Annotated in this window: 19 protein-coding genes; 12 read left to right on the forward strand and 7 right to left on the reverse strand. The window is 69.2% G+C overall.

The annotated features are described in order from the left end of the window. The first annotated feature begins 41 nt into the window (after positions 1-41). Positions 42-1,484: a hypothetical protein gene (locus tag ACWHYA_RS09980; RefSeq protein WP_425941439.1), complete on the forward strand. Its 1,443-nt coding sequence runs from the start codon at positions 42-44 to the stop codon at positions 1,482-1,484. 481 nt (positions 1,485-1,965) lie between these two features. On the opposite strand, the gene ACWHYA_RS09985 is transcribed toward ACWHYA_RS09980, so the two are convergent. Next, the gene (locus ACWHYA_RS09985; protein WP_425941437.1) at positions 1,966-2,139 is read right to left on the reverse strand and encodes a hypothetical protein; all 174 of its coding nucleotides are present in this window, start codon (positions 2,137-2,139) and stop codon (positions 1,966-1,968) included. Between the two features lie 135 nt (positions 2,140-2,274). On the opposite strand from ACWHYA_RS09985, the gene ACWHYA_RS09990 reads away from it, so the two are divergent. Continuing rightward, on the forward strand, positions 2,275-3,186 hold the full coding sequence (locus tag ACWHYA_RS09990) for a restriction endonuclease (RefSeq protein ID WP_425941435.1): 912 nt from the start codon (positions 2,275-2,277) through the stop codon (positions 3,184-3,186). A gap of 323 nt (positions 3,187-3,509) precedes the next feature. On the opposite strand, the gene ACWHYA_RS09995 is transcribed toward ACWHYA_RS09990, so the two are convergent. The 4 genes from ACWHYA_RS09995 to ACWHYA_RS10010 all read right to left on the reverse strand — a co-directional run bounded on the left by ACWHYA_RS09995 (position 3,510) and on the right by ACWHYA_RS10010 (position 9,059). Next, on the reverse strand, positions 3,510-5,312 hold the full coding sequence (locus tag ACWHYA_RS09995; protein ID WP_425941434.1) for a hypothetical protein: 1,803 nt from the start codon (positions 5,310-5,312) through the stop codon (positions 3,510-3,512). Positions 5,313-5,600: 288 nt separating this feature from the next. After that, complete coding sequence (locus tag ACWHYA_RS10000) at positions 5,601-5,870, reverse strand: hypothetical protein (protein ID WP_425941432.1); 270 nt, start codon at positions 5,868-5,870, stop codon at positions 5,601-5,603. Positions 5,871-5,998: 128 nt separating this feature from the next. Beyond that, on the reverse strand, positions 5,999-6,913 hold the full coding sequence (locus ACWHYA_RS10005) for a hypothetical protein (RefSeq protein WP_425941430.1): 915 nt from the start codon (positions 6,911-6,913) through the stop codon (positions 5,999-6,001). Between the two features lie 661 nt (positions 6,914-7,574). Then, positions 7,575-9,059: a recombinase family protein gene (locus ACWHYA_RS10010; RefSeq protein WP_425941428.1), complete on the reverse strand. Its 1,485-nt coding sequence runs from the start codon at positions 9,057-9,059 to the stop codon at positions 7,575-7,577. A gap of 100 nt (positions 9,060-9,159) precedes the next feature. Between ACWHYA_RS10010 and ACWHYA_RS10015 the strand changes: the two genes are divergently transcribed. From ACWHYA_RS10015 to ACWHYA_RS10050, 8 genes are all read left to right on the forward strand, one after another. After that, positions 9,160-9,495, forward strand: coding sequence for a hypothetical protein (locus ACWHYA_RS10015; protein ID WP_425941427.1), 336 nt, complete (start codon positions 9,160-9,162; stop codon positions 9,493-9,495). Next, a complete protein-coding gene (locus ACWHYA_RS10020) occupies positions 9,495-10,361 on the forward strand; it encodes a type II secretion system F family protein (protein WP_425941425.1) in 867 nt (288 codons plus the stop codon). The genes ACWHYA_RS10015 and ACWHYA_RS10020 overlap by 1 nt, the downstream gene beginning before the upstream one ends. Continuing rightward, complete coding sequence (locus ACWHYA_RS10025) at positions 10,361-11,290, forward strand: type II secretion system F family protein (protein ID WP_425941828.1); 930 nt, start codon at positions 10,361-10,363, stop codon at positions 11,288-11,290. The genes ACWHYA_RS10020 and ACWHYA_RS10025 overlap by 1 nt, the downstream gene beginning before the upstream one ends. A 158-nt stretch (positions 11,291-11,448) precedes the next feature. Continuing rightward, a complete protein-coding gene (locus ACWHYA_RS10030) occupies positions 11,449-11,679 on the forward strand; it encodes a hypothetical protein (protein WP_425941423.1) in 231 nt (76 codons plus the stop codon). Further along, positions 11,676-12,155: a TadE family protein gene (locus ACWHYA_RS10035; protein WP_425941422.1), complete on the forward strand. Its 480-nt coding sequence runs from the start codon at positions 11,676-11,678 to the stop codon at positions 12,153-12,155. Before ACWHYA_RS10030 ends, ACWHYA_RS10035 begins: the two co-directional genes overlap by 4 nt. Next, positions 12,152-12,598 (forward strand): pilus assembly protein, encoded by a 447-nt coding sequence (locus ACWHYA_RS10040; RefSeq protein WP_426947860.1) that lies wholly within the window; start codon positions 12,152-12,154, stop codon positions 12,596-12,598. The genes ACWHYA_RS10035 and ACWHYA_RS10040 overlap by 4 nt, the downstream gene beginning before the upstream one ends. Then, entirely contained in the window at positions 12,595-13,050 is a 456-nt protein-coding gene (locus ACWHYA_RS10045) for a pilus assembly protein TadG-related protein (RefSeq protein ID WP_425941418.1), read from the forward strand. The genes ACWHYA_RS10040 and ACWHYA_RS10045 overlap by 4 nt, the downstream gene beginning before the upstream one ends. Before the next feature lie 65 nt (positions 13,051-13,115). Beyond that, a complete protein-coding gene (locus ACWHYA_RS10050; RefSeq protein ID WP_425941416.1) occupies positions 13,116-13,784 on the forward strand; it encodes an HAD family hydrolase in 669 nt (222 codons plus the stop codon). A 111-nt stretch (positions 13,785-13,895) separates the two neighbouring features. Here the strand turns inward: ACWHYA_RS10050 and ACWHYA_RS10055 are convergent, their stop codons facing one another. Next, positions 13,896-14,540, reverse strand: coding sequence for an arsenate-mycothiol transferase ArsC (locus tag ACWHYA_RS10055; protein ID WP_431473012.1), 645 nt, complete (start codon positions 14,538-14,540; stop codon positions 13,896-13,898). Positions 14,541-14,760: 220 nt separating this feature from the next. On the opposite strand from ACWHYA_RS10055, the gene ACWHYA_RS10060 reads away from it, so the two are divergent. After that, the gene (locus ACWHYA_RS10060; protein WP_425941413.1) at positions 14,761-16,317 is read left to right on the forward strand and encodes a nitronate monooxygenase; all 1,557 of its coding nucleotides are present in this window, start codon (positions 14,761-14,763) and stop codon (positions 16,315-16,317) included. 6 nt (positions 16,318-16,323) lie between these two features. Here the strand turns inward: ACWHYA_RS10060 and ACWHYA_RS10065 are convergent, their stop codons facing one another. Beyond that, positions 16,324-16,878, reverse strand: a complete 555-nt coding sequence (locus ACWHYA_RS10065) for a DinB family protein (RefSeq protein WP_431473011.1) — start codon at positions 16,876-16,878, stop codon at positions 16,324-16,326. Between the two features lie 107 nt (positions 16,879-16,985). On the opposite strand from ACWHYA_RS10065, the gene prfB reads away from it, so the two are divergent. Further along, positions 16,986-18,098: a peptide chain release factor 2 gene (gene prfB, locus ACWHYA_RS10070; protein ID WP_425941411.1), complete on the forward strand. Its 1,113-nt coding sequence runs from the start codon at positions 16,986-16,988 to the stop codon at positions 18,096-18,098. Positions 18,099-18,107: the final 9 nt, after the last annotated feature.

Here is an 18,107-nt window from a genome sequence, read left to right on the forward strand (position 1 = left end):
AGGTAGATTGTCAAATCCGCGCCGCTACGAGGAGGTAATCGGTGTATTTTTCGGAAGCGTTCGCCATCGACGCAGAATCCCCGGAATGGGTCGACATCGTGCTCAACGACGACACGGCTCTATTCGTTGACCCTTTCCTAATCTTTCAGGACGAGAGCGATGAGTGGAAAGACGCGCACAGTGAGTTGATGGCGCATTTTCAGAAGAGCTATGACTTTCTAGCCGGGCATCAAGACAACGAAAATAGTTTGCAATACAAACGCGTTGTCGAGTGGATGAAGTTCCCAGAGCCTAGGGAGTTCTGCTTGGGGGTTTCGTCGGAGAGTGTCGACGGTGCTGGGGGAGGCCTTGGCCTCGCGAGGACCATCGTCGAAGGGATGGCCATCGCGATAAATGCAGGTATCGAGGATCTGACTCACTTCGAAGAGTTGGGTGTCCTGGTCCCCCGCATCGGGCGTGATCGCATATCGGACCTGACGTGCAACATTCTCAAGAACCGGTTCATAGAATATACGCAAAGCGTCTGTAGGGACTTTGAGATCCCAATGAAGGCCGTTCCCGTGGCGAGATCCCAATGGGATTCATCAAGGAATCGCTACGTGGACGCGGTGCATGAGCTGCCGGAAAACCCCTTCTACGAAGGTAGAGGCATTCTCTTGACGCCGAAGCGATTCGTGCGTCAATTGCCGGTGCTGGGGTCTGACGACTGGTACGAATACATTGACACTGAGTTGCGCGATGATCTGAACCTGGCCATCAGTGAGAACCTGAACAAGGCACGGATCGTGGAGATTGCTCGGTCGAATCCACAGTTGGTCAGGTCTTGGGTCGAGTCTCGCGAGGACAGGGAGCAAGGCGCTTATGACGTGGATCGCGATCCGGCGGGTCTTCTGAATTGGTTGGCGCAGGGCAGGGAAGTGGCTGACCAGTTCGCCTTCCATATGGCGGTGCAGTCGACCTCGGACTTGATGGAGTTCGTCGAGGAAGTAAATCGGAAGTTCGCGCGCTTCGTGGAGGCGCAGGGAGGCTGGTCCCTGTTGTGGAATGACGATTCTCGCAAGCCAAAGCATGAGTCGGCTATCCAGTTGCTTTACCGAGGTGTGGTTCAGGCGTATTGTGAAGCTAATGATGTGATCGTCGATCGTGAAGTGGAATTGGGTAGAGGGCCGGTGGATTTCGCGTTCTCGCGCGGCGCATCCATACGCGTCCTCATGGAGATAAAGAAGTTGAATAGTGATGCCATATGGCACGGGCTTGAGGAGCAACTTGTGTCCTATATGGAGAGTGATGGTTGCACGAGCGGGTGGTACTTGGCCGTGCAATTCTATGACTCGCCGACCCAGAAGGAACGGTTAGCCGACTTTCCAGGAAGGGTTGATGAGGCGGCTCAAGCTACGGGTTTCGATCTCCATGGACGGGTAGTGACAGCGATTCGACCCAAGCCAGCCAGCAAGGCCAAACGGGTGAAGAAGGCCACTCCCTGAGCCGCCGCATTGGCGTGACGTGGCCTGAAGTGCTTCAGGAGGTTCGATGAACGCAGGCCGCGCGAGAAGCCCAGACCCGTACACGACGGCAGGTGCTATGCCGGGTCGACGGTGGGGGTTGGATCGGCCGGGTTGGCCCCCACCCCTGGGCGAAATCTCACCAACCTCCGGGAGGACGGAGGCCGGGGTGGGGCTCGGCCGCGCGCGACGTTGAGCGTCGTCGTGCTGCCGATGCCTGCCCGCCCTCGGTGCCGGTCTTGCGCGCGTGGTGGTGCACACACAAGGCTTGGAGATTGGTGAGTCGGTGGTCCCGGCTGCGGACGACGTGGTCGACTTGATTGGCGCGGGCGCCGCACCGTCCGCGTTCGTCGTCGGTGCGCCACTGGCAGGCGTGCCGGTCACGCTGGAGCACGAGGCGGCGCCGTTGCTTCCAGTCCGGGGGGAGTTCGTCGCGACGGCGGTGGCCGGTCCACGCCATGGGCTACCGGCCCGCGGGGGTGAGGAGGCCGAGACGCCGCGCGGCGCGGGCAGGGATCGTGACCTTCGGCCTGCCCATGGTCGGGAGACCCGTCGTGGCCGACGTTGGGGTGACGCGGCGCTTGGTGACGACGGCGTTGGCGATGCGGCCCTTGTAGGCGTGGGCGCGTTTGCTCATGGGGTGGGGGCCTTCCGATAGGTGGAGTGTGGGCGGGGCAGGGACTAACGGAGAGGACTCGCCATCCGCCACTAGGCGCTCGGCAAGGGGATCCCCACCAAACGTCGGTGAGGCTCGCGGGGTAGCGTTCGTCGCATGGCCGTACCTGACTTCCAGACCGTGATGCGCCCGATCCTCGATGCACTGTCGAATGGCGATCCGCATACCCTGCAGCAGATCCGCGGGGAGGTCGCGACGACGTTGGGGGTTACGGAGGAGGATCAAGAAGAACTCCTGCCTAGTGGCAAGCAGACGACGTACTCGAACCGTATTGCGTGGGCGCTCACGCACATGGGTAAAGCGGGGTTGGTGGATCGCCCGGCCAGGGCGACTTACGCCCTGACGGACCGTGGTAGCGAGGTCCTGCAGAACCATCCTCAACGAGTCGACATGAACGTACTTAACACTTTCGACGAGTACCGAGAGTTCCGCACACCCAAGAGCACGGATGTTGAATCGCCACTAGTCGCTCCGGCAACCGCGGATGAGTTGTCGCCCAGTGAGGCGGTCGGCAACCTCCTGCAGTCCGCTGACAAGCTCTTGGCGGCTGATCTCCTGGATCGGATATTGGCGCAGCCTCCCGCCTTCTTGGAGCGGTTGGCTCTACGGCTTCTGAAGGCGATGGGTTACGGCGGGAAGGAGTCTCTCCTGGAGCACACTGGCAAGTCGGGAGACGCCGGACTTGACGGGATCGTCCGCCAGGACGCCCTGGGGCTGGAGCTGGTTGGAGTGCAGGCCAAACGCTACGACAAGGGCAACACCGTGCCAAGGCCCGAGTTGCAGGCGTTCGTAGGCGCGCTGCAAGGGGCACAAACCAATCGCGGGGTATTCGTGACGACAGGACGCTTTAGCGCGGGGGCGCGGGCGTTTGCTGAGGGGGTAGCCATGCGGCTGGTCCTCCTGGACGGGGAGGAACTCACCCGACTCATGGTGCGCTACAACGTGGGGGTGGGTGTTCGCGAGACCTTCGATCTCAAGCAGATCGATGAAGCGTTCTTTGAGGACTGACACGACGTTTAATGGAGGGAGACCTCTTAAGTTCCTCGTTCCCGGGGGACCGAGAGTGAGGGTTAGGGCTGCGGAAGACGGGGCTAAGGGTCGTAAGGGTCGGTCTTCCGGGACCATTGGCGGGCGCGGCTTTGGGGCACCCGGGGAGGGGCGTGGGGGCGCCCCTGCCCTATGTCTTCTTCTTCCGGTGAGTGGGAAGACTGCATCTGTGCCCGGAAGACCGACCCTTACGACCCTGCCGTCCCTGCAAACCCGCCTGACCTGCGGCAATGGAGGGTCGTTGGTGTGACCCTCAAGCGACCCTGCCACAGGATCTAACGACCCTAGAAGACCCTCGGGCCGGGGGCCGGGTGGGTTTCTGGCAGGTACGTCTCAACCGCCTCCGCGTGGGCGGGGTCGGCGGGCCCGATCAACTCGATATAGCGGTCACCGTTGGACTTGCCGGTGGTGTAGGTCACGCCCGCGCGGCGGAGTGCCTCCGCGGCCACCTTGAGGGCTCGGGAGAAGGCGCGGCCGTCACTCGGGCACCATGAGACGTGGGTGTCTCCCCCGGTGTAGGACGCCGCGAGGGGACTGACGAAGTCGGCAGGCTTGGCCTTGGTCCTCCCGCCGCGCTTGGCGACGAGGGCGAGGACGGCCGCGGTGAAGGGGTCGTCCAGCGCGGAGTCCGCGAGGACCTCGTCAACGGCCCCGACGTACGCCGCATAGAGGCGCTCGTCCACGCCCGCGACCACCTGCGCGTAATCGGCCATGCGGGGCCAAGATCGGCCCTCGGCGACGAGACGGGAGCGATTGCGGAGGGAGGTAACGACGTCGTCCAGGACCGCTCCGAGGAGAGCGGGCTTGGACGCGTGATAGGCGGTCCAGAGCTCGGCCTCGGAGCGGCGCTCGGTGTCGGGGACGCGGTCAAAGTCCACGAGGGAGATCCGCTCCAGGGCGTCAGGCTTAAGACCCGGAGGGAGTGCGATGGAGGTGGAGACGCCGCTGCGCCGGTAGGTGACGGGCCGGAGACCATCGTCGGTGTAGAGGGTGCGCCGGTCATCGGTCACGCCGGTCACGAGGCGGCATATCCAGTCGGAGGTGTTCTGCGAGACCGAGGTGACGTTGTCGAAGGACACGAGATAGCGGCCCCGGGCCGCCGTGGAGTCGTCGCGCTCATTGCGTCCGGGCTCTTTGCCGAGGGCCTCTGCGGGCTCCACGAGGGAGAGGACCATGCGGGCCCGCGTGGACTTGCCCGACCCCTGCGGCCCCGTCGCCCAAAGCAACGGGCGCGGGACCTCGGAGAAGAGGGAGCCGACGAGCCACCCGCGGATCTGGAGCCATCGGCGATCCTCCGCGTCCAGCCCGAGGAGATCCCGCAGAACGGCCAGGTCCCCACCCCTGACGGGGACGGGGAGGGGCTTGGTGGCCTCGGAACGGCGGAAGAGGGGCGTTCCCTCGTCGGGGTCGCGGACGCTCCAGCCTGCTCGGGTGATCTCCACCACGCGGCCCGTGGCGTCGCCAAGGTCCAGGACGACACGGTCGTCCCCGACCTGGGCGGAACGCATGGCGACGTGGACGGGGTCGGCCTCTTCTGCGTAGGCAGCCACGGTGTCAAGGGCGTTGCTCAAGGTCTCACGGCCGAGGACCACTCCGGTCCCCGTGGCGGCCTTACGGTCCTCGCGGAATGCCTTGAGTACGTCGGCGCGGATAGCGCGGATCTCCTTTGCGATGCGGAGGGTGCCGGGCCGGGTAGGGACCGCGAAGAGGAGGCCGTCGTCGGAGCGGCCAATCTGGTAGTTGTAGAGAACCCACTCCACGACGTCATTAGCTGTATGGCCCTTCTTGTCGGCAGCCGGTGCCTCCGGTGCTGCGGCCAGGGCGGTGCCCTCGGCCCTGACCTCACGGAGGGCGGCGTTGAGTCCGTCCTCGGTCATACCGAGGGCAGCGGGGAGTTCGTCGTAGGGGCGCTTCTCCTCGGAGCACGTAGCGCAATCGGTGGACGCATAGGTCAGGACGTCGTGTTCGGGGGTGAGGGTCCAGACGTTGCGGCCGTGGGGAGTGTTGCAGACCGGGCAATCCACGAGGTATCCGCACCACTTGGCAGGGTCGGGCTTGGCGCGACCTAGGGGGAAGTGCGTTTGCACGAAAGTACGGAGGTCCATTACTAGTGTCTTCTCTCAAGGTGGTAGAGGTGGACTTGTCCTCGGCGTGGCGGTGCCTAAAGACAAGGGGTGGAAGGTGGGAGTTTCGAGGGAGGTGTAAACGCGGAAAGGGTAGGTACCCGAAGGCGCCTACCCTTTCCACGTCACGATCCGCCACAGATCTCTACCACCCGACCCGGTCCGAAGACCGGGGGGTTTAGGTTTCCAGGGTTGATTGCTCATGGGCCCCGGCGTCGCCCTTACTTGGCCGTCGCCGGAGGCCAAAGGCCATCACTCCGCCATGATCTCCGCGATGATCTCCAGCATGGCGGGGGAGAGCGGCTTGGGCGGGCCAAGGATGGCGTTGGCCTGCGCGGTGTAGTCGTCATAGGCGCGGACGTCGCCACGCATGAGGGCATCGGAGGCGTGGTGCAGGAGGGCCATTCCGGCCATCTGCTTACGCCGGTTCACGAGATACCGGCATCGGTCCGAGCAGAATACGCGGTCAACGCGGCTGCCTTCGGGGATCTCATTGTGGCAATCGAAGCGGTCGCAAAACATGGGGGCTCCTTTGGTGAGAAGTGACGAACGTGTGGAAGGGAAAGGGGGGAGCGCCGGGACAGAGGTAGGTCTGTCCCGGCGCTCATGGGGAGGTCTGCGAGATCTCCCCTAGTGGCTCACGAGGTAGGTCAGGCGACCGGCTCGGCGTCGGCGATGCTCATACGGACGACGCCGGCGTTGGGTACCAGGGCTACGGTGCCCGCGGTCTCGTCCACGACGGCAAGCGGCATGGCCTGTGCGGCGACCAGGGCGCCCACGAGGGATCGGTCGGCTGCCACCGAGGAGTCGTAGTCCTGGAGAGCCCGGACGGCGCCGCTCTCGGTCTGCACCGAGGCCCCGCGGGTAGCACCCTCGGGCATGGTCGGCGCAACGAAGACGAGGGTGAAAGCCTCCTTGACGAAAACGAAGAGGTCATTGGCGCCAAGCCTGTTCGACTCTCGCAGCTCAATGCCGCGCACCTTGGTTGTGCCGGGATCGAAGCCGAAGCCACCCTCGGCCCCGAGGAGGGCCTCGTAGACGTTGGTGCCCGCGACCCCGACGATCTGAGACTCCGCGGACACGCCGTTGTCGCGGAGTACGCGGCGGGCGGCGACGACGGCCCTGTAGGGCTTGTCACGGTCGTAGGTGATCGCAGTGTTGAGCGGCGTCGCAGCGAAAGCCTCGGCGAGGAGGGCCTCACCCTTGCGGGAGATAGCGGCACACTGAGGACTAAGCACCTGCGTGGCGTAGGAGGTCAGGTCCAGCGACATATCCTTCTCGGATAGAATGACCGAGGAGTGGACAAAGTCGTCCAGTGCGACGCTAATGGCCTGCTCGGAGATCTCGTCCGACACAATGGCGGTGGTCTTGTCGCCCGCGCTACGGGTACGGGCCGGAACGGCGCCGGGTACCTTTACGCGGATGGTGGCGCCGCGGCCACCCTCAAACTCGGCCTCCAGGTGTCGCATGACGAGCGGGGCGAGGCCGCCACTGTCAAGGCCCACGAGGCTAGCGGCGACCTTGGCGATGTTGCCGGTGTCAGTGGTCAGAATAGTATTGCTCACGGTTGGGCTCTCTTTCGTAGATTGGTGTAAGTGAATTAACCGCACTCGCGGCGCACTCACCTATGAAAGGGCCTTGCCTTTATCGGTGAAAGCGGAAGGGGTCGGCGCGGACCTTGCCGCGGCGACGGGTGATACGAGGGTGAGGCCGGACGGCCGGAGAGACCTCACTAAAGGGGATCTTCATCCGGCCGTCCGGGCTCGGTGGACGGCGGCGGCGGCCACCCTTGGGAGCATGCTGCGCCGTTCGTGCTCCATTGCCGTTGTCAGGCTCGACCCTAGGACCTTGGCTATGGAGCGTATGGCCCGCGCCGCTTGGCTGGCTTCCGGCAAAGAGAGCGACCAAACGGGGGCCATGATTGGGGGGCCGCGGAGTAAAGGGCGGTCTACTCCGCGGCCGGTTCACCTGTCCATGACTTATCCGCATCGGACTTTGTTTGAGGAGGTGAGTGACTAAGGCGTGCGCCTTGGTCTACTTAGGAAGTCTGCGAGGCGATCGGGTCATTGGCTCACATCGGGCCCATATCGGCCGTTTCGACCCTTCTTGTGACCAGGATCACAATCGGGCCTCCAGGTCGGAGTCGCTGGAGGGCCTGCAGGCCCACGCGAGAGCCCTCGCCCACCGTGGAGGTGGACGAGGGCCGGGCGTCCGGGAGACGGGCGCTCAGACCGCTGCGAAGGCCGCGCGATCCTCACTGGCGGAGGCGTCGGCAAGAACCCCTATGGGATGGGCGGGTTGCCAGACGAGGTTGACGCGGGAAGGGTCGAGACCGTGGGCGCCACGTCGCCCCTTGGAGACGGCGAGGATGGCGAGGTTGGCGGCAAGGAGTCCGCGTCGCGCGACGTGGTCCTCCGCCGCCGTCAGCCGCTCCCACGTCTCGGCAAAGGTCTCACCTGAGGGCACGAGTTCGACCACAGGGGACTTCTGCTCCCTGCGCAGGATGACTCGACGGGCCTTGAGCGCACGGACCCGAGCCGCCAGGGCTTCGTCGTCAGCGTCCTCCTCGGCCATGGCCGAGTACAGCGCTTTGATCCCGCGCTGGACTTCGGCTAGGTCGCCGTCCGCTCTGGTGGACTCCCGGCGCTCGTGGCGTTGGAGATCGCCACAGGTGGCGAGAAAGCGGGACACAACTAGCCTTTCCAAGTTCTCAGCGGTCACGGCTACACCAGGGCAGGATCGGCCCTTGGACCGCGCAGAGCACCCATAGGCAACGTTCCCGCCCCCGTTTACACGAGGGTAGAGAGCCGAGCCGCAGGCAGCGCAAGAGACGAGACCCGCAAGGAGGCGTAGGGACCGAGGACGCCGTTCGCCGCGTTGCGTCTCCGGGCGCTGACGGGCCCAGCCGAGACCCTCGCGGAGGATCTCGACGGTGTCCGGATCCAGGACCGCGGGCCATGGGGTGACGGGGACTCCAGCATCGTCGCGGACCAGGAGTCCCCGGTGGGTCACACGGCCCATGATGGTGTCCGAGGTCAGGATCCGCGCGAGGGCTTGCACGGTCCAGGTTCGATGCCGCCTCGTGGGCACCCCGCGGGCGTTGAGGTCATGCGCGACGCCATAGGCGGACTCACCGGCGATGACGCGCGCGGCGGCCTCCTGAACGATCACAGCTTCCTCCTCCGCGACCTCAAGGACGCGGCCGGGGCCGTTCGGGTTAGCCGCGGGGCGATAGGAGTAGGGGACGGTGCCTCCGGTGTAGCGGCCAAGTGAGACCCGCTCCGCGATGGACCGCGACACTCGGATGCGCACGGCCGCCCTCTCTTGCTCGGCGATTGTGGCGAGGATGGCGGCGATGACCTCCCAGAAAGGCGTGGCGGAGTCCACGCCGTCCTTGATGCTGACGAAGCGTGCGGTGGGGGTGTCCTTGAGGGTGGTTACGAGGGCCCCGAGGGCGGGGATGCCCGAGCGGCTCCAGCGGTCGAAGCGCCAAACACAAAGTATGTCGGCGCGCCCGTCACGGAGATGCTGGAGAACGGCCTCGGTGTCGTTGTGGGCGCCGGAGACGCCGTTCTCTTTCACGACCTCCACGACGTCCCATCCCTCGGCGGCGGCGCGGGCGCGGAGATCTTTCTCCTGAGCCGCCAGGGAGGTTGAGTCATCCTTGGATACGCTGAGGCGGACGTAGAGAAGGGCTCGGGGGTTGCTCATGGCGTGTGCTCCGATGCTGGGAAGGGTCCTCGTCGGAGTGGAGGTCTGCGAGTCGGAGACGTTCCGCTCATCCGCACCTAACGAGGCTGACCTGCCCGGGATGGCGACCGTCCACGCCAACAGCGCCCGGGAGGCCGTCACCAAGATGTGCACCCTGCCGCTGCTGGCGGGGTCCAACGTCTCGGCCAGCTTCGTCGTGCCCACGGTGGCCTCCTCGGTGGACCTCGTCGTCCACCTGGGCATGGACGCGGACGGACACCGTCGGGTCCGGGAGATCACGGCCCTGCCCGGCCGGGTGGAGGGTGACGTGGTCGAGACCGCCGACATCTTCGTACGCCAGGGCCAGGACCTCGTGCGGGCCGACGGGTTCCCGCCGCACCCGGAGCGGTTCGCCCGTGCCGGGCACGATCTGGGCGCACTGCTCGGGAGGGCCTGATGGAGGGGGCGTTCTGGGGACTGCTGCTTGGCATCGGCCTGGCCAGCATCTGGTGGTCGTTCTGGCCGCGGGCGACGGGCCCGGTGCCCGTGGTCCGGCGGGGGAGGGTGGAGCGCCTCGGCGACGAGATCGTGCTCGCCGGCGTCCGGGGCCTTGGGCCGCGGACCTTCCTGGCCTTCACCGGGGTGCTCGCCCTGCTCGTCCTCCTCCTGGGGTATGCCGTCACCGGGGTGTGGTCGGTCAGCCTGTGCTTCGCGGTCATGGCCGCCTGGGCGCCGTTCGCGGTCGTGCGCGGGCGCGCCCGTTCCCGCAGGAGCACGCTGCGGGAGGTGTGGCCGGACGTGGTGGACCACGTGCACTCCGCGGTCCGGGCCGGACTGTCGCTTCCTGAGGCGCTGATCCAGCTGGGGGAGCGGGGGCCTGCCGAGCTGCGGCCCCAGTTCGTGGAGTTCAGCCACGACTACCGGGCCACGGGACGCTTCTCGGAGTCGCTCGACCGGCTCAAGGAGCGCCTCTCCGACCCGGTGGCGGACCGGCTCGTCGAGGCGCTGCGGCTCGCCCGCGACGTGGGCGGCACGGACCTGGGGCGGGTCCTGCGCGCACTGTCCTCCTTCCTGCGGGAGGACGCCCGCGCACGGGCCGAGCTCGAGGCACGCCAGTCGTGGACCGTCAACGCCGCCCGGATGGCCATGGCGGCCCCGTGGGCGGTGCTGCTCCTGCTGGCCACGCGCGGGAGCACGCTGGAGGCCTACGGGACACCCACCGGTGCCGCCGTGCTGGCTTTCGGTGCCGGTGCCAGCGTGCTCGCCTACCGGTTGATGCTCACGATCGGCCGCCTGCCCCAGGAGCAGCGGGTGCTGCGGTGATGGTGCTGACCTGGTGGGGAGCCCTGCTCGGACTGGGACTGGGGACCGGCGTCCTGCTCATGTGGGCAGGGGTGCCGATGAGTCGACGGGTCGACCTGGCCGCCAGGATCGAGCCGTACCTGGACCGTCCGCCGCAGCGGTCCCGGCTGCTGCGACTGGACGATCCGCGGCCGTGGCACCTGGCCGACGTGGTCGAGCCCCTGACACGACGGGCGGCCGACCTGCTCGACCAGGTGCTCGGCGGGACGGACTCCGTGCGCACCCGCCTGCACCGCGCGGGTCTGCCCGCCGACGTGGAGGGCTTCCGTACCCAGCAGGTGCTCTGGGGACTGGGTGCCTGCGTCCTGGCCGCGGGGCTCGGCTCGCTGCTGTGGTGGACCCGCGGCGCGAGCGTCGTCGCCCTCGCCGTGCTCGTCGCCTGCGCCTTCCTCGCCGGCGTGGTCCTGCGCGACGCGGCCCTGACCCGGTCCGCGAGGAGTCGGGAGCGGCGGATCATGGCGGAGTTCCCGGCGGTGGCCGAACTCCTGGCCCTGTCGGTCACAGCAGGGGAGGGCACCGTGCAGGCCCTGGAGAGGGTGACCCGCCTCTCCTCCGGCGACCTGGCCTCCGAGCTGGAGCTGTGCCTGGCCGAGGCGCGCACCGGCGCCCCGCTGCCCGAGGCGTTGCAGGCGCTGGGCCGTCGCACGGGCCTGGGGCCGATCGTCCGCTTCGTCGACGGGCTGGTCGTGGCCATCCAGCGGGGCACGCCCCTGGGTGAGGTGCTGCGCGCCCAGGCCGCGGACGCTCGGGAGGCGGCCCGCCAGTCGCTCATCGAGGAGGGCGGTCGGCGCGAGATCACCATGATGGTCCCCGTCGTCTTCCTGGTCCTGCCCGTCACCGTCCTGTTCGCCGTCTTCCCAGGAGCCTCGATGCTGCAGATCTCGCTGTAGGCCGACGGGGCGAGGCACCCGCGGTGCCGCCACCGGGACATCTCCGCAGTCCTCCGTCCAGCACACCCATCCATGACCACGGGCCACCGGCCCCACGACCAGACCAGGAACCGCTCCGCGGCCCGACCCGGCCCGGACCCGACGAGAGAAGGACGACCATGCAGCGATCCACCCTCCGCACTCCCAGCACAGCGCGCCGCCGGCCGCTGGCCCGCCGTGCCCTGGCCCGCCACCTGCGTGCCTGGGCGGACGAGCCCGAGCGGGGCGACGTGCCCGGCTGGGTGCTCATCACGATCATGACCGCAGGCCTCGTGGCCGCCCTGTGGCTGGTGGCCGAGCCGCTGCTCACCCAGCTCTTCACCACGGCCGTGACCAGCGTCGGGACGTGATCCGCAGGACCATCCACCGCAGGGTGACCGCTGCCCCAGATCGGGCCGCCGTCACCCACCGGGCGGCGGCTCCCGATCGGGCCCCCTTCACCGACCGGGGGGCGGCTCCCGACCGGGGGGCGGCGGTCACCGAGTTCGCGCTCCTGGCCGGGATGGTCTCGGTGCTCCTGCTGGCGGCGGTGCAGCTGGCCTTCGCGCTGCACCTGCACAACACGGCGACGGCCCACGTCGTCGAAGGTGCACGGTACGGGGCGCGGGCCGACGCCGGACCGCAGGACGGTGCCCACCGGGCGCGTGAGCTCCTGCGGACCAGCCTGCCGGGGACGAGCGGGGTGGCCGTCTCGGCGCACCGTACGTCGGTCTCGGGGGTGGAGGTCGTGGAGGTCAGCGCCTCGCTGCGGCTGCCGGTGCTCGGCCCGTTCGGGCCGGCCGACCGGATGGTCGTCTCCGGGCAGGCCTACGCGGAGGACCAGTGAGTGCCCTCCTCCGTGCCTCGGACCGGGGATCGATGACCGTGGAGGTCGCCTTCCTCCTGGTCCTGCTCGTGGTGCCGCTCTTCTACCTCGTCGGCTCGGTCGGCCGCGTGCAGGCGGGGGCGTACGCGGTGACCGCGGCCGCCCGGGAGGCCGGACGCAGCTACGTCACCGCCGAGTCCGTCCTGGACGCCCCGACGCGGGCGCAGGCGGCGGCAGCCCTGGTCGCGCAGGCGCACGGCTTCGCGGCCGAGGACGTCCGCCTCTCGCTGGGCTGCGGCGGGCCGGGCTGTCTGGAGCCCGGGAGCGTCGTCGTGGTGGACGCGGTCGTGGAGGTGCCGCTGCCCCTGGTCCCGGACATGATGGCCGACCGGGTGCCGGCCTCGATCACCCTCACCGCGCAGCACACGGAGTCCGTCGACGCCTTCCGGGAGCGTGGACGATGACGGGCCGCACGGACCCGGAGGCCGGTCAGGTGAGCATCCTGCTGATCGGCATGGTGGCCGTGGCCCTCACGGTGGTGCTGGGGGTCGTGGGCGTCACCTCGGTCCAGCTGGCCCGGATCCACCTGCTCGACGCGGCGGACGCGGCCGCCCTGGACGCCAGCGACGCCCTGGACGAGGCGACCGCCTACTCCACCGGTGTGGGGACGGGCGTGCCGCTGACCGACGCCGGCGTGGCGCTGGCCGCCTCCGACCACCTGGCCTCGCGCACCCTGCCCTCCCGGTTGACGGGATGGCAGGTCGCCGCGGGGACCGGCACGCCGGACGGGCGGACGGCGGTCGTCGTGCTGTCCGGGGGCGCCCGGATACCGGTGGCCTCCTCCGTCCTGTCGGCGTTCGGCGGGTCGGTCCCCATCACGGTCACCTCGACCGCCCGCAGCGACCTGGAACCCTGAAGGCATTCCGCGGGTATGCCGTCCGCGGGGTCGGAGGCACGCCGGCGGCCTGGGAGGATGGCCCGGTGAGCTCCGCTGCGACGACCGACCTGTCCACGACCACCTTCGACGCGGTCCTCTTCGACAACGACGGCACCCTGATCGACTCCAGCGGCGCCGTCGTGCGGGCCTGGACCGCCTGGGCCGAGCACCACGGTATACCCCTGGAAACGCTCGTCGGCCTCCACGGGGTGCCCAGCCGCGGCATCGTGTCCCGGGTGGCGCCGCACCTGGACGTCGACGCGGCGACCGCCGACATCGACCGGCGCGAGCTCGAGGACGCCGAGGGGGTGGTGGCCCTCCCCGGAGCCAGGGAAGCGCTGGCCGCGGTGGGCGGCCGCGCCGCCATCGTGACCTCCGCCGGACGCCACCTGGCGGTGCTGAGGCTGGACGCCGCCGGGCTGACGCCTCCCGCGGCCTTCGTCACCGCCGACGACATCACCCGCGGCAAGCCCGACCCGCAGCCGTTCCTGCTGGGCGCCCAGAAGCTGGGCGTGGACCCCGCCCGCTGCCTCGTCGTCGAGGACGCGCCGGCGGGGCTGCAGGCCGGGCGGGCGGCCGGTGCCGCGACCATCGCGGTGACCACGACGAGCGGGGCGCACGAGCTGGCGGAGCTGGCCGACGCCGTCGTGACGGACCTCTCGCAGGTGACCTTCCAGACCGTGCGCGACGGGGTGCGCGTGGACCTGGCCTGACGCAGCGGATGCCGTCGGGCCGTCCACGCAGGGCCCCCTGCTGCCCTCCCAACGAGGGTTGACGCGGACCCCGGGTGCGTCCTGGGGCGACGCGCGGCCGTCCCACGTCCGTCAGGACGCGGTACGGGCGACCTCCTGCTCGAGGACGGGCACCTCGAGCTCGGCGAGGAGGGCGCGCACGCGGGCCTCCAGCTCGTCGGCGATCCGGCGGGCCGTCGACAGGTCCTGGGCGTAGGGGTCGTCGACGTCCCAGCGCAGGGTGCGACGTCCGGCGAAGTCGGCCTCGTCCTCGCAGCAGCCGATCAGCACGATGACGTCGGCCGCGTCGAGCGCGTCGGCGTGCACGGTCTGCGGGAGGGGGTTGCGCAGCTCGATGCCACGTTCGGCCAGGACGGTCGCCGCGTGCGGGTTGAGCCGGCCCGTCGGGTTGATGCCTGCGGACCGGACCAGCACCTGGCCCCCGGAGAGGTGCTCGGCGAGGGCCCCGGCGACCTGGGAACGGCCCTCGTTGTGCTCGCAGACGAACAGCAGCTTGGGCAGGGGGGACAGCGCCCGTCCCTCGGCGCGCGCCGTCGCCAGCAGCTCGTCGCGGGCCCAGTGCTCGAGGAGCGCGGGGATGAACTCGGGGTGGCGTCCGTTCTCCTCCAGCTGACGACGCCCGCGGGTGACCACCTCGGCGACCTCGTCCGCGGTGAAGCCGGCAGCGAACCGCTCGGTCAGGTCGCGCTGGACCCGGCGCAGCGTGCGCTCGTACATGGGGCTCCGTGCCTGCATGTCGCGCCTCCGATCAGGTGAACAACTGATGAACACCAAGTGTACGCCAGGATCGCGCAGCAGGTCGGAGGAACGGCCCGGAGATCGGGCGGTGTCGTGCTGGCGTCCGGGGGAGACAGGCCCGGGCGACTTACGTTACCGTAACCTACGGAACCGAAACCTACGTTAGCGTAGGTACCCGACCCGAAGGTGAACCCCCCGCATGCCCGCAGTTGCTGCCGCATACCCCCGTCCTGCCGAGCCGGCCCCCGCCGGGCCCGCAGGTCTGCCCGAGACCGCCGCCCAGCCGGGCCCGGGCGAGACCGGACGCCGCCGCCCGGTGGTCATCCAGGGCGGCATGGGGGTGGCCGTCTCCGGCTGGCGCCTCGCCCGCGAGGTCTCCACGGCCGGTCACCTGGGCGTCGTGTCCGGCACTGCGATGGACGCCGTGCTGTCCCGCGTGCTGCAGGACGGCGACCCCGGCGGGCACTACCGCCGGGCGCTCGCGCACTTCCCCTCCCCGGCGATGGTCGAGCGGGTGCTGGACAAGTACTTCGTCGAGGGTGGCCGGCACCCCGACGCGCCCTACAAGCCGATCCCCAAGCTGACGCTGCAGACGGCCCGCGCCGGGCAGGAGCTGGGTGTGCTCGGCAACTTCGCCGAGGTGTGGCTGGCCAAGGAGGGGCACGACGGCGTCGTGGGCATCAACGCCCTCGAGAAGGTGCAGATGGCCACGCCGACGGCCCTGTTCGGGGCGATGCTGGCCGGCGTCGACTACGTGCTCATGGGGGCAGGCATCCCCCGTGAGATCCCCGCGCTGCTGCGCGCCCTGGCCGCCGGCACCGCCGGGCGCATCAGCGCCGACGTGGCGGGCGGCAAGCTGCGCCGCTACGTGGAGGTGGACCCGGTCGACCTGCTCGGCGAGGACCTACCCGCGCTGGTCCGGCCCGACTTCCTGGCCATCGTCTCGGTCGACCAGCTCGCCTCCTACCTGCACCGCGACCCCGACATCCGCCCGGACGGGTTCGTCGTCGAGCGGCCGCCGGCCGGCGGTCACTCCGCACCGCCGCGGGGCAAGATGCAGCTCGACGAGCACGGGGACCCGGTCTACGGCGCCCGCGACGAGGCCAACCTGGAGAAGATGGCGGCCCTGGGCCTGCCGTTCTGGCTCGCCGGCGCCTTCGGCACCCCCGAGCGGGTGGCCGAGGCGGTGGCCTCCGGCGCGGTCGGGGTGCAGGTCGGCACGCTCTTCGCCATGTCGGCCGACTCCGGTCTCGCCGACGGTGTGCGCGCCAAGATGCTCGACCGGCTGCGCGCCGGCGACCTGGACGTGCGCAACGACCCCCGGGCCAGCCCGACCGGGTTCCCGTTCAAGGTGGCCACCCTCGAGGGCACCGCCAGCCAGGTCGAGGTCTACGAGGCCCGCCCCCGGCTGTGCGACCTGTCCTACCTGCGCCAGCCCTACGAGCGCGAGGACGGGGAGGTCGGCTACCGCTGCGCCTCGGAGCCGGTGCACATGTACCTCAAGAAGGGCGGCGAGCTCGAGGAGACCGCCGGCCGCAAGTGCCTGTGCAACGGGCTGATGGCCAACATCGGCCTCGAGCAGCACCGCAAGGACGGTTACGTCGAGGACACCCTCGTCACCCTCGGCCAGGACCTCGAGGGGGCCCAGGTCCTCATCCAGCGGCACCCCGAGGGGTGGACGGCCCGCCAGGCGCTGTCCTACCTGCAGGAGGCGGTCGCCACCTCCGCGACGGGCCGGCTGGTGGCCATCGCCTGAGCGCGGCTACTCCCCGGTCTGCCCGTCGACCAGCTCGCGCAGCAGGTCGGCGTGGCCGTTGTGCCGGGCGTACTCCTCCACCATGTGGGTGAGCAACCAGCGCAGCGTGACCTGCGCCTGACCGTCCCAGGCGGGGTAGGTGCGGCCCAGCGCCTCGGGTCCGCGCCCGACCAGGTTCTCCACGACGGACCGCGACCGGGCCACCGCGCGCTCCCACCGGCCGTGGACCTCGGCGGCGGGCAGGGTGTCCGCCGAGGTCCACGCCCGCAGATAGTCTGACCCGTCCTCGGAGCGCTGCCACTCCTCGGGCATCGGCGAGCCCGTCGCGCCCGCGGAGAAGTAGAAGTCCTCCACCCAGGCCAGGTGGCTCAACAGCCCGCCCAGCGTCAGCCGGGAGGGGTGGGCGTCGAGCCGGCGACGCAGCCCCTCCTCCTCCAGCCCCCGGGTCTTCCACTCCAGGGTCGCGCGCTGGAACTCCAGGAACCCCACGAGCGTCCCCGCCTCGTCCGCCGTCAACGGGGGTTCGGGTCGTCCCTGGTCGTCGGTCCGTGGCTCGCTCATGCGCGCCAGGGTATGCCGTGCACGCTCCGGAGTGGGCCGTGCACCCTCCCGGGTGGGAGGCCCGGCCGAGACCCGGGCGCCCCGGGGCTGCCGTAGGCTTGACCCTCGTGGCCGTCGACTTCGAGAACGAGATCAAGCAGCTCCGCGCGACCATGGCGTCGGTGCGCGACGTCACCGACCTCGACCGCCTGCGGGAGCAGATGACGGAGCTGGAGACCGAGGCCTCCTCACCGAACCTGTGGGACGACGTCGAGCACGCCCAGAAGGTGACCTCCTCGCTGTCCCGCGCCAGGGCCGAGCACGACAAGGTGACCGGCATGGACGCACGGATCGACGACCTCGAGGCGCTCGTCGAGCTCGGCCAGGAGGAGAGCGACGCCGAGACGATGGTCGAAGCCGAGCGGGACCTCGCCAAGCTGCGCAAGGACGTCGAGCAGCTCGAGGTGCGGACCCTGCTCAACGGGGAGTACGACCAGCGTGAGGCCGTCGTGACGATCCGCTCCGGTGCCGGGGGGGTGGATGCCGCCGACTTCGCCGAGATGCTCATGCGGATGTACCTGCGCTGGGCCGAGCGGCACGACTACCCGACCACCGTGCTGGACACCTCCTACGCCGAGGAGGCCGGGCTGAAGTCGGCCACCTTCGAGGTCAAGGTCCCCTACGCCTTCGGCACCCTGGCGGTCGAGGCCGGCACCCACCGGCTCGTGCGGATCAGCCCGTTCGACAACCAGGGCAGGCGGCAGACCAGCTTCGCCGCCGTCGAGGTCATCCCCCTCATCGAGTCGACCGACAGCATCGAGATCCCCGAGAACGACCTGAAGATCGACGTCTTCCGCTCGTCGGGTCCCGGTGGCCAGTCGGTCAACACGACCGACTCGGCCGTGCGCATGACGCACATCCCGACGGGCACAGTGGTCTCGATGCAGAACGAGAAGAGCCAGATCCAGAACCGGGCCGCCGCCCTGCGGGTGCTCCAGTCCCGTCTGCTGCTCCTCAAGCAGGCCGAGGAGGCCGCCGAGCGCAAGGAGATGGCCGGGGACGTCAAGGCCAGCTGGGGGGACCAGATGCGCTCCTACGTCCTGCACCCCTACCAGATGGTGAAGGACCTGCGGACCGGCCACGAGGTGGGGTCCACCTCGTCGGTGCTCGACGGCGAGATCGACGACTTCATCGAGGCGGGCATCCGCTGGAAGCGCGGCCAGGAGCGGGCGCAGGACTGAGGTCGGCCC

This window comes from Ornithinimicrobium carbonis, from assembly GCF_977012275.1.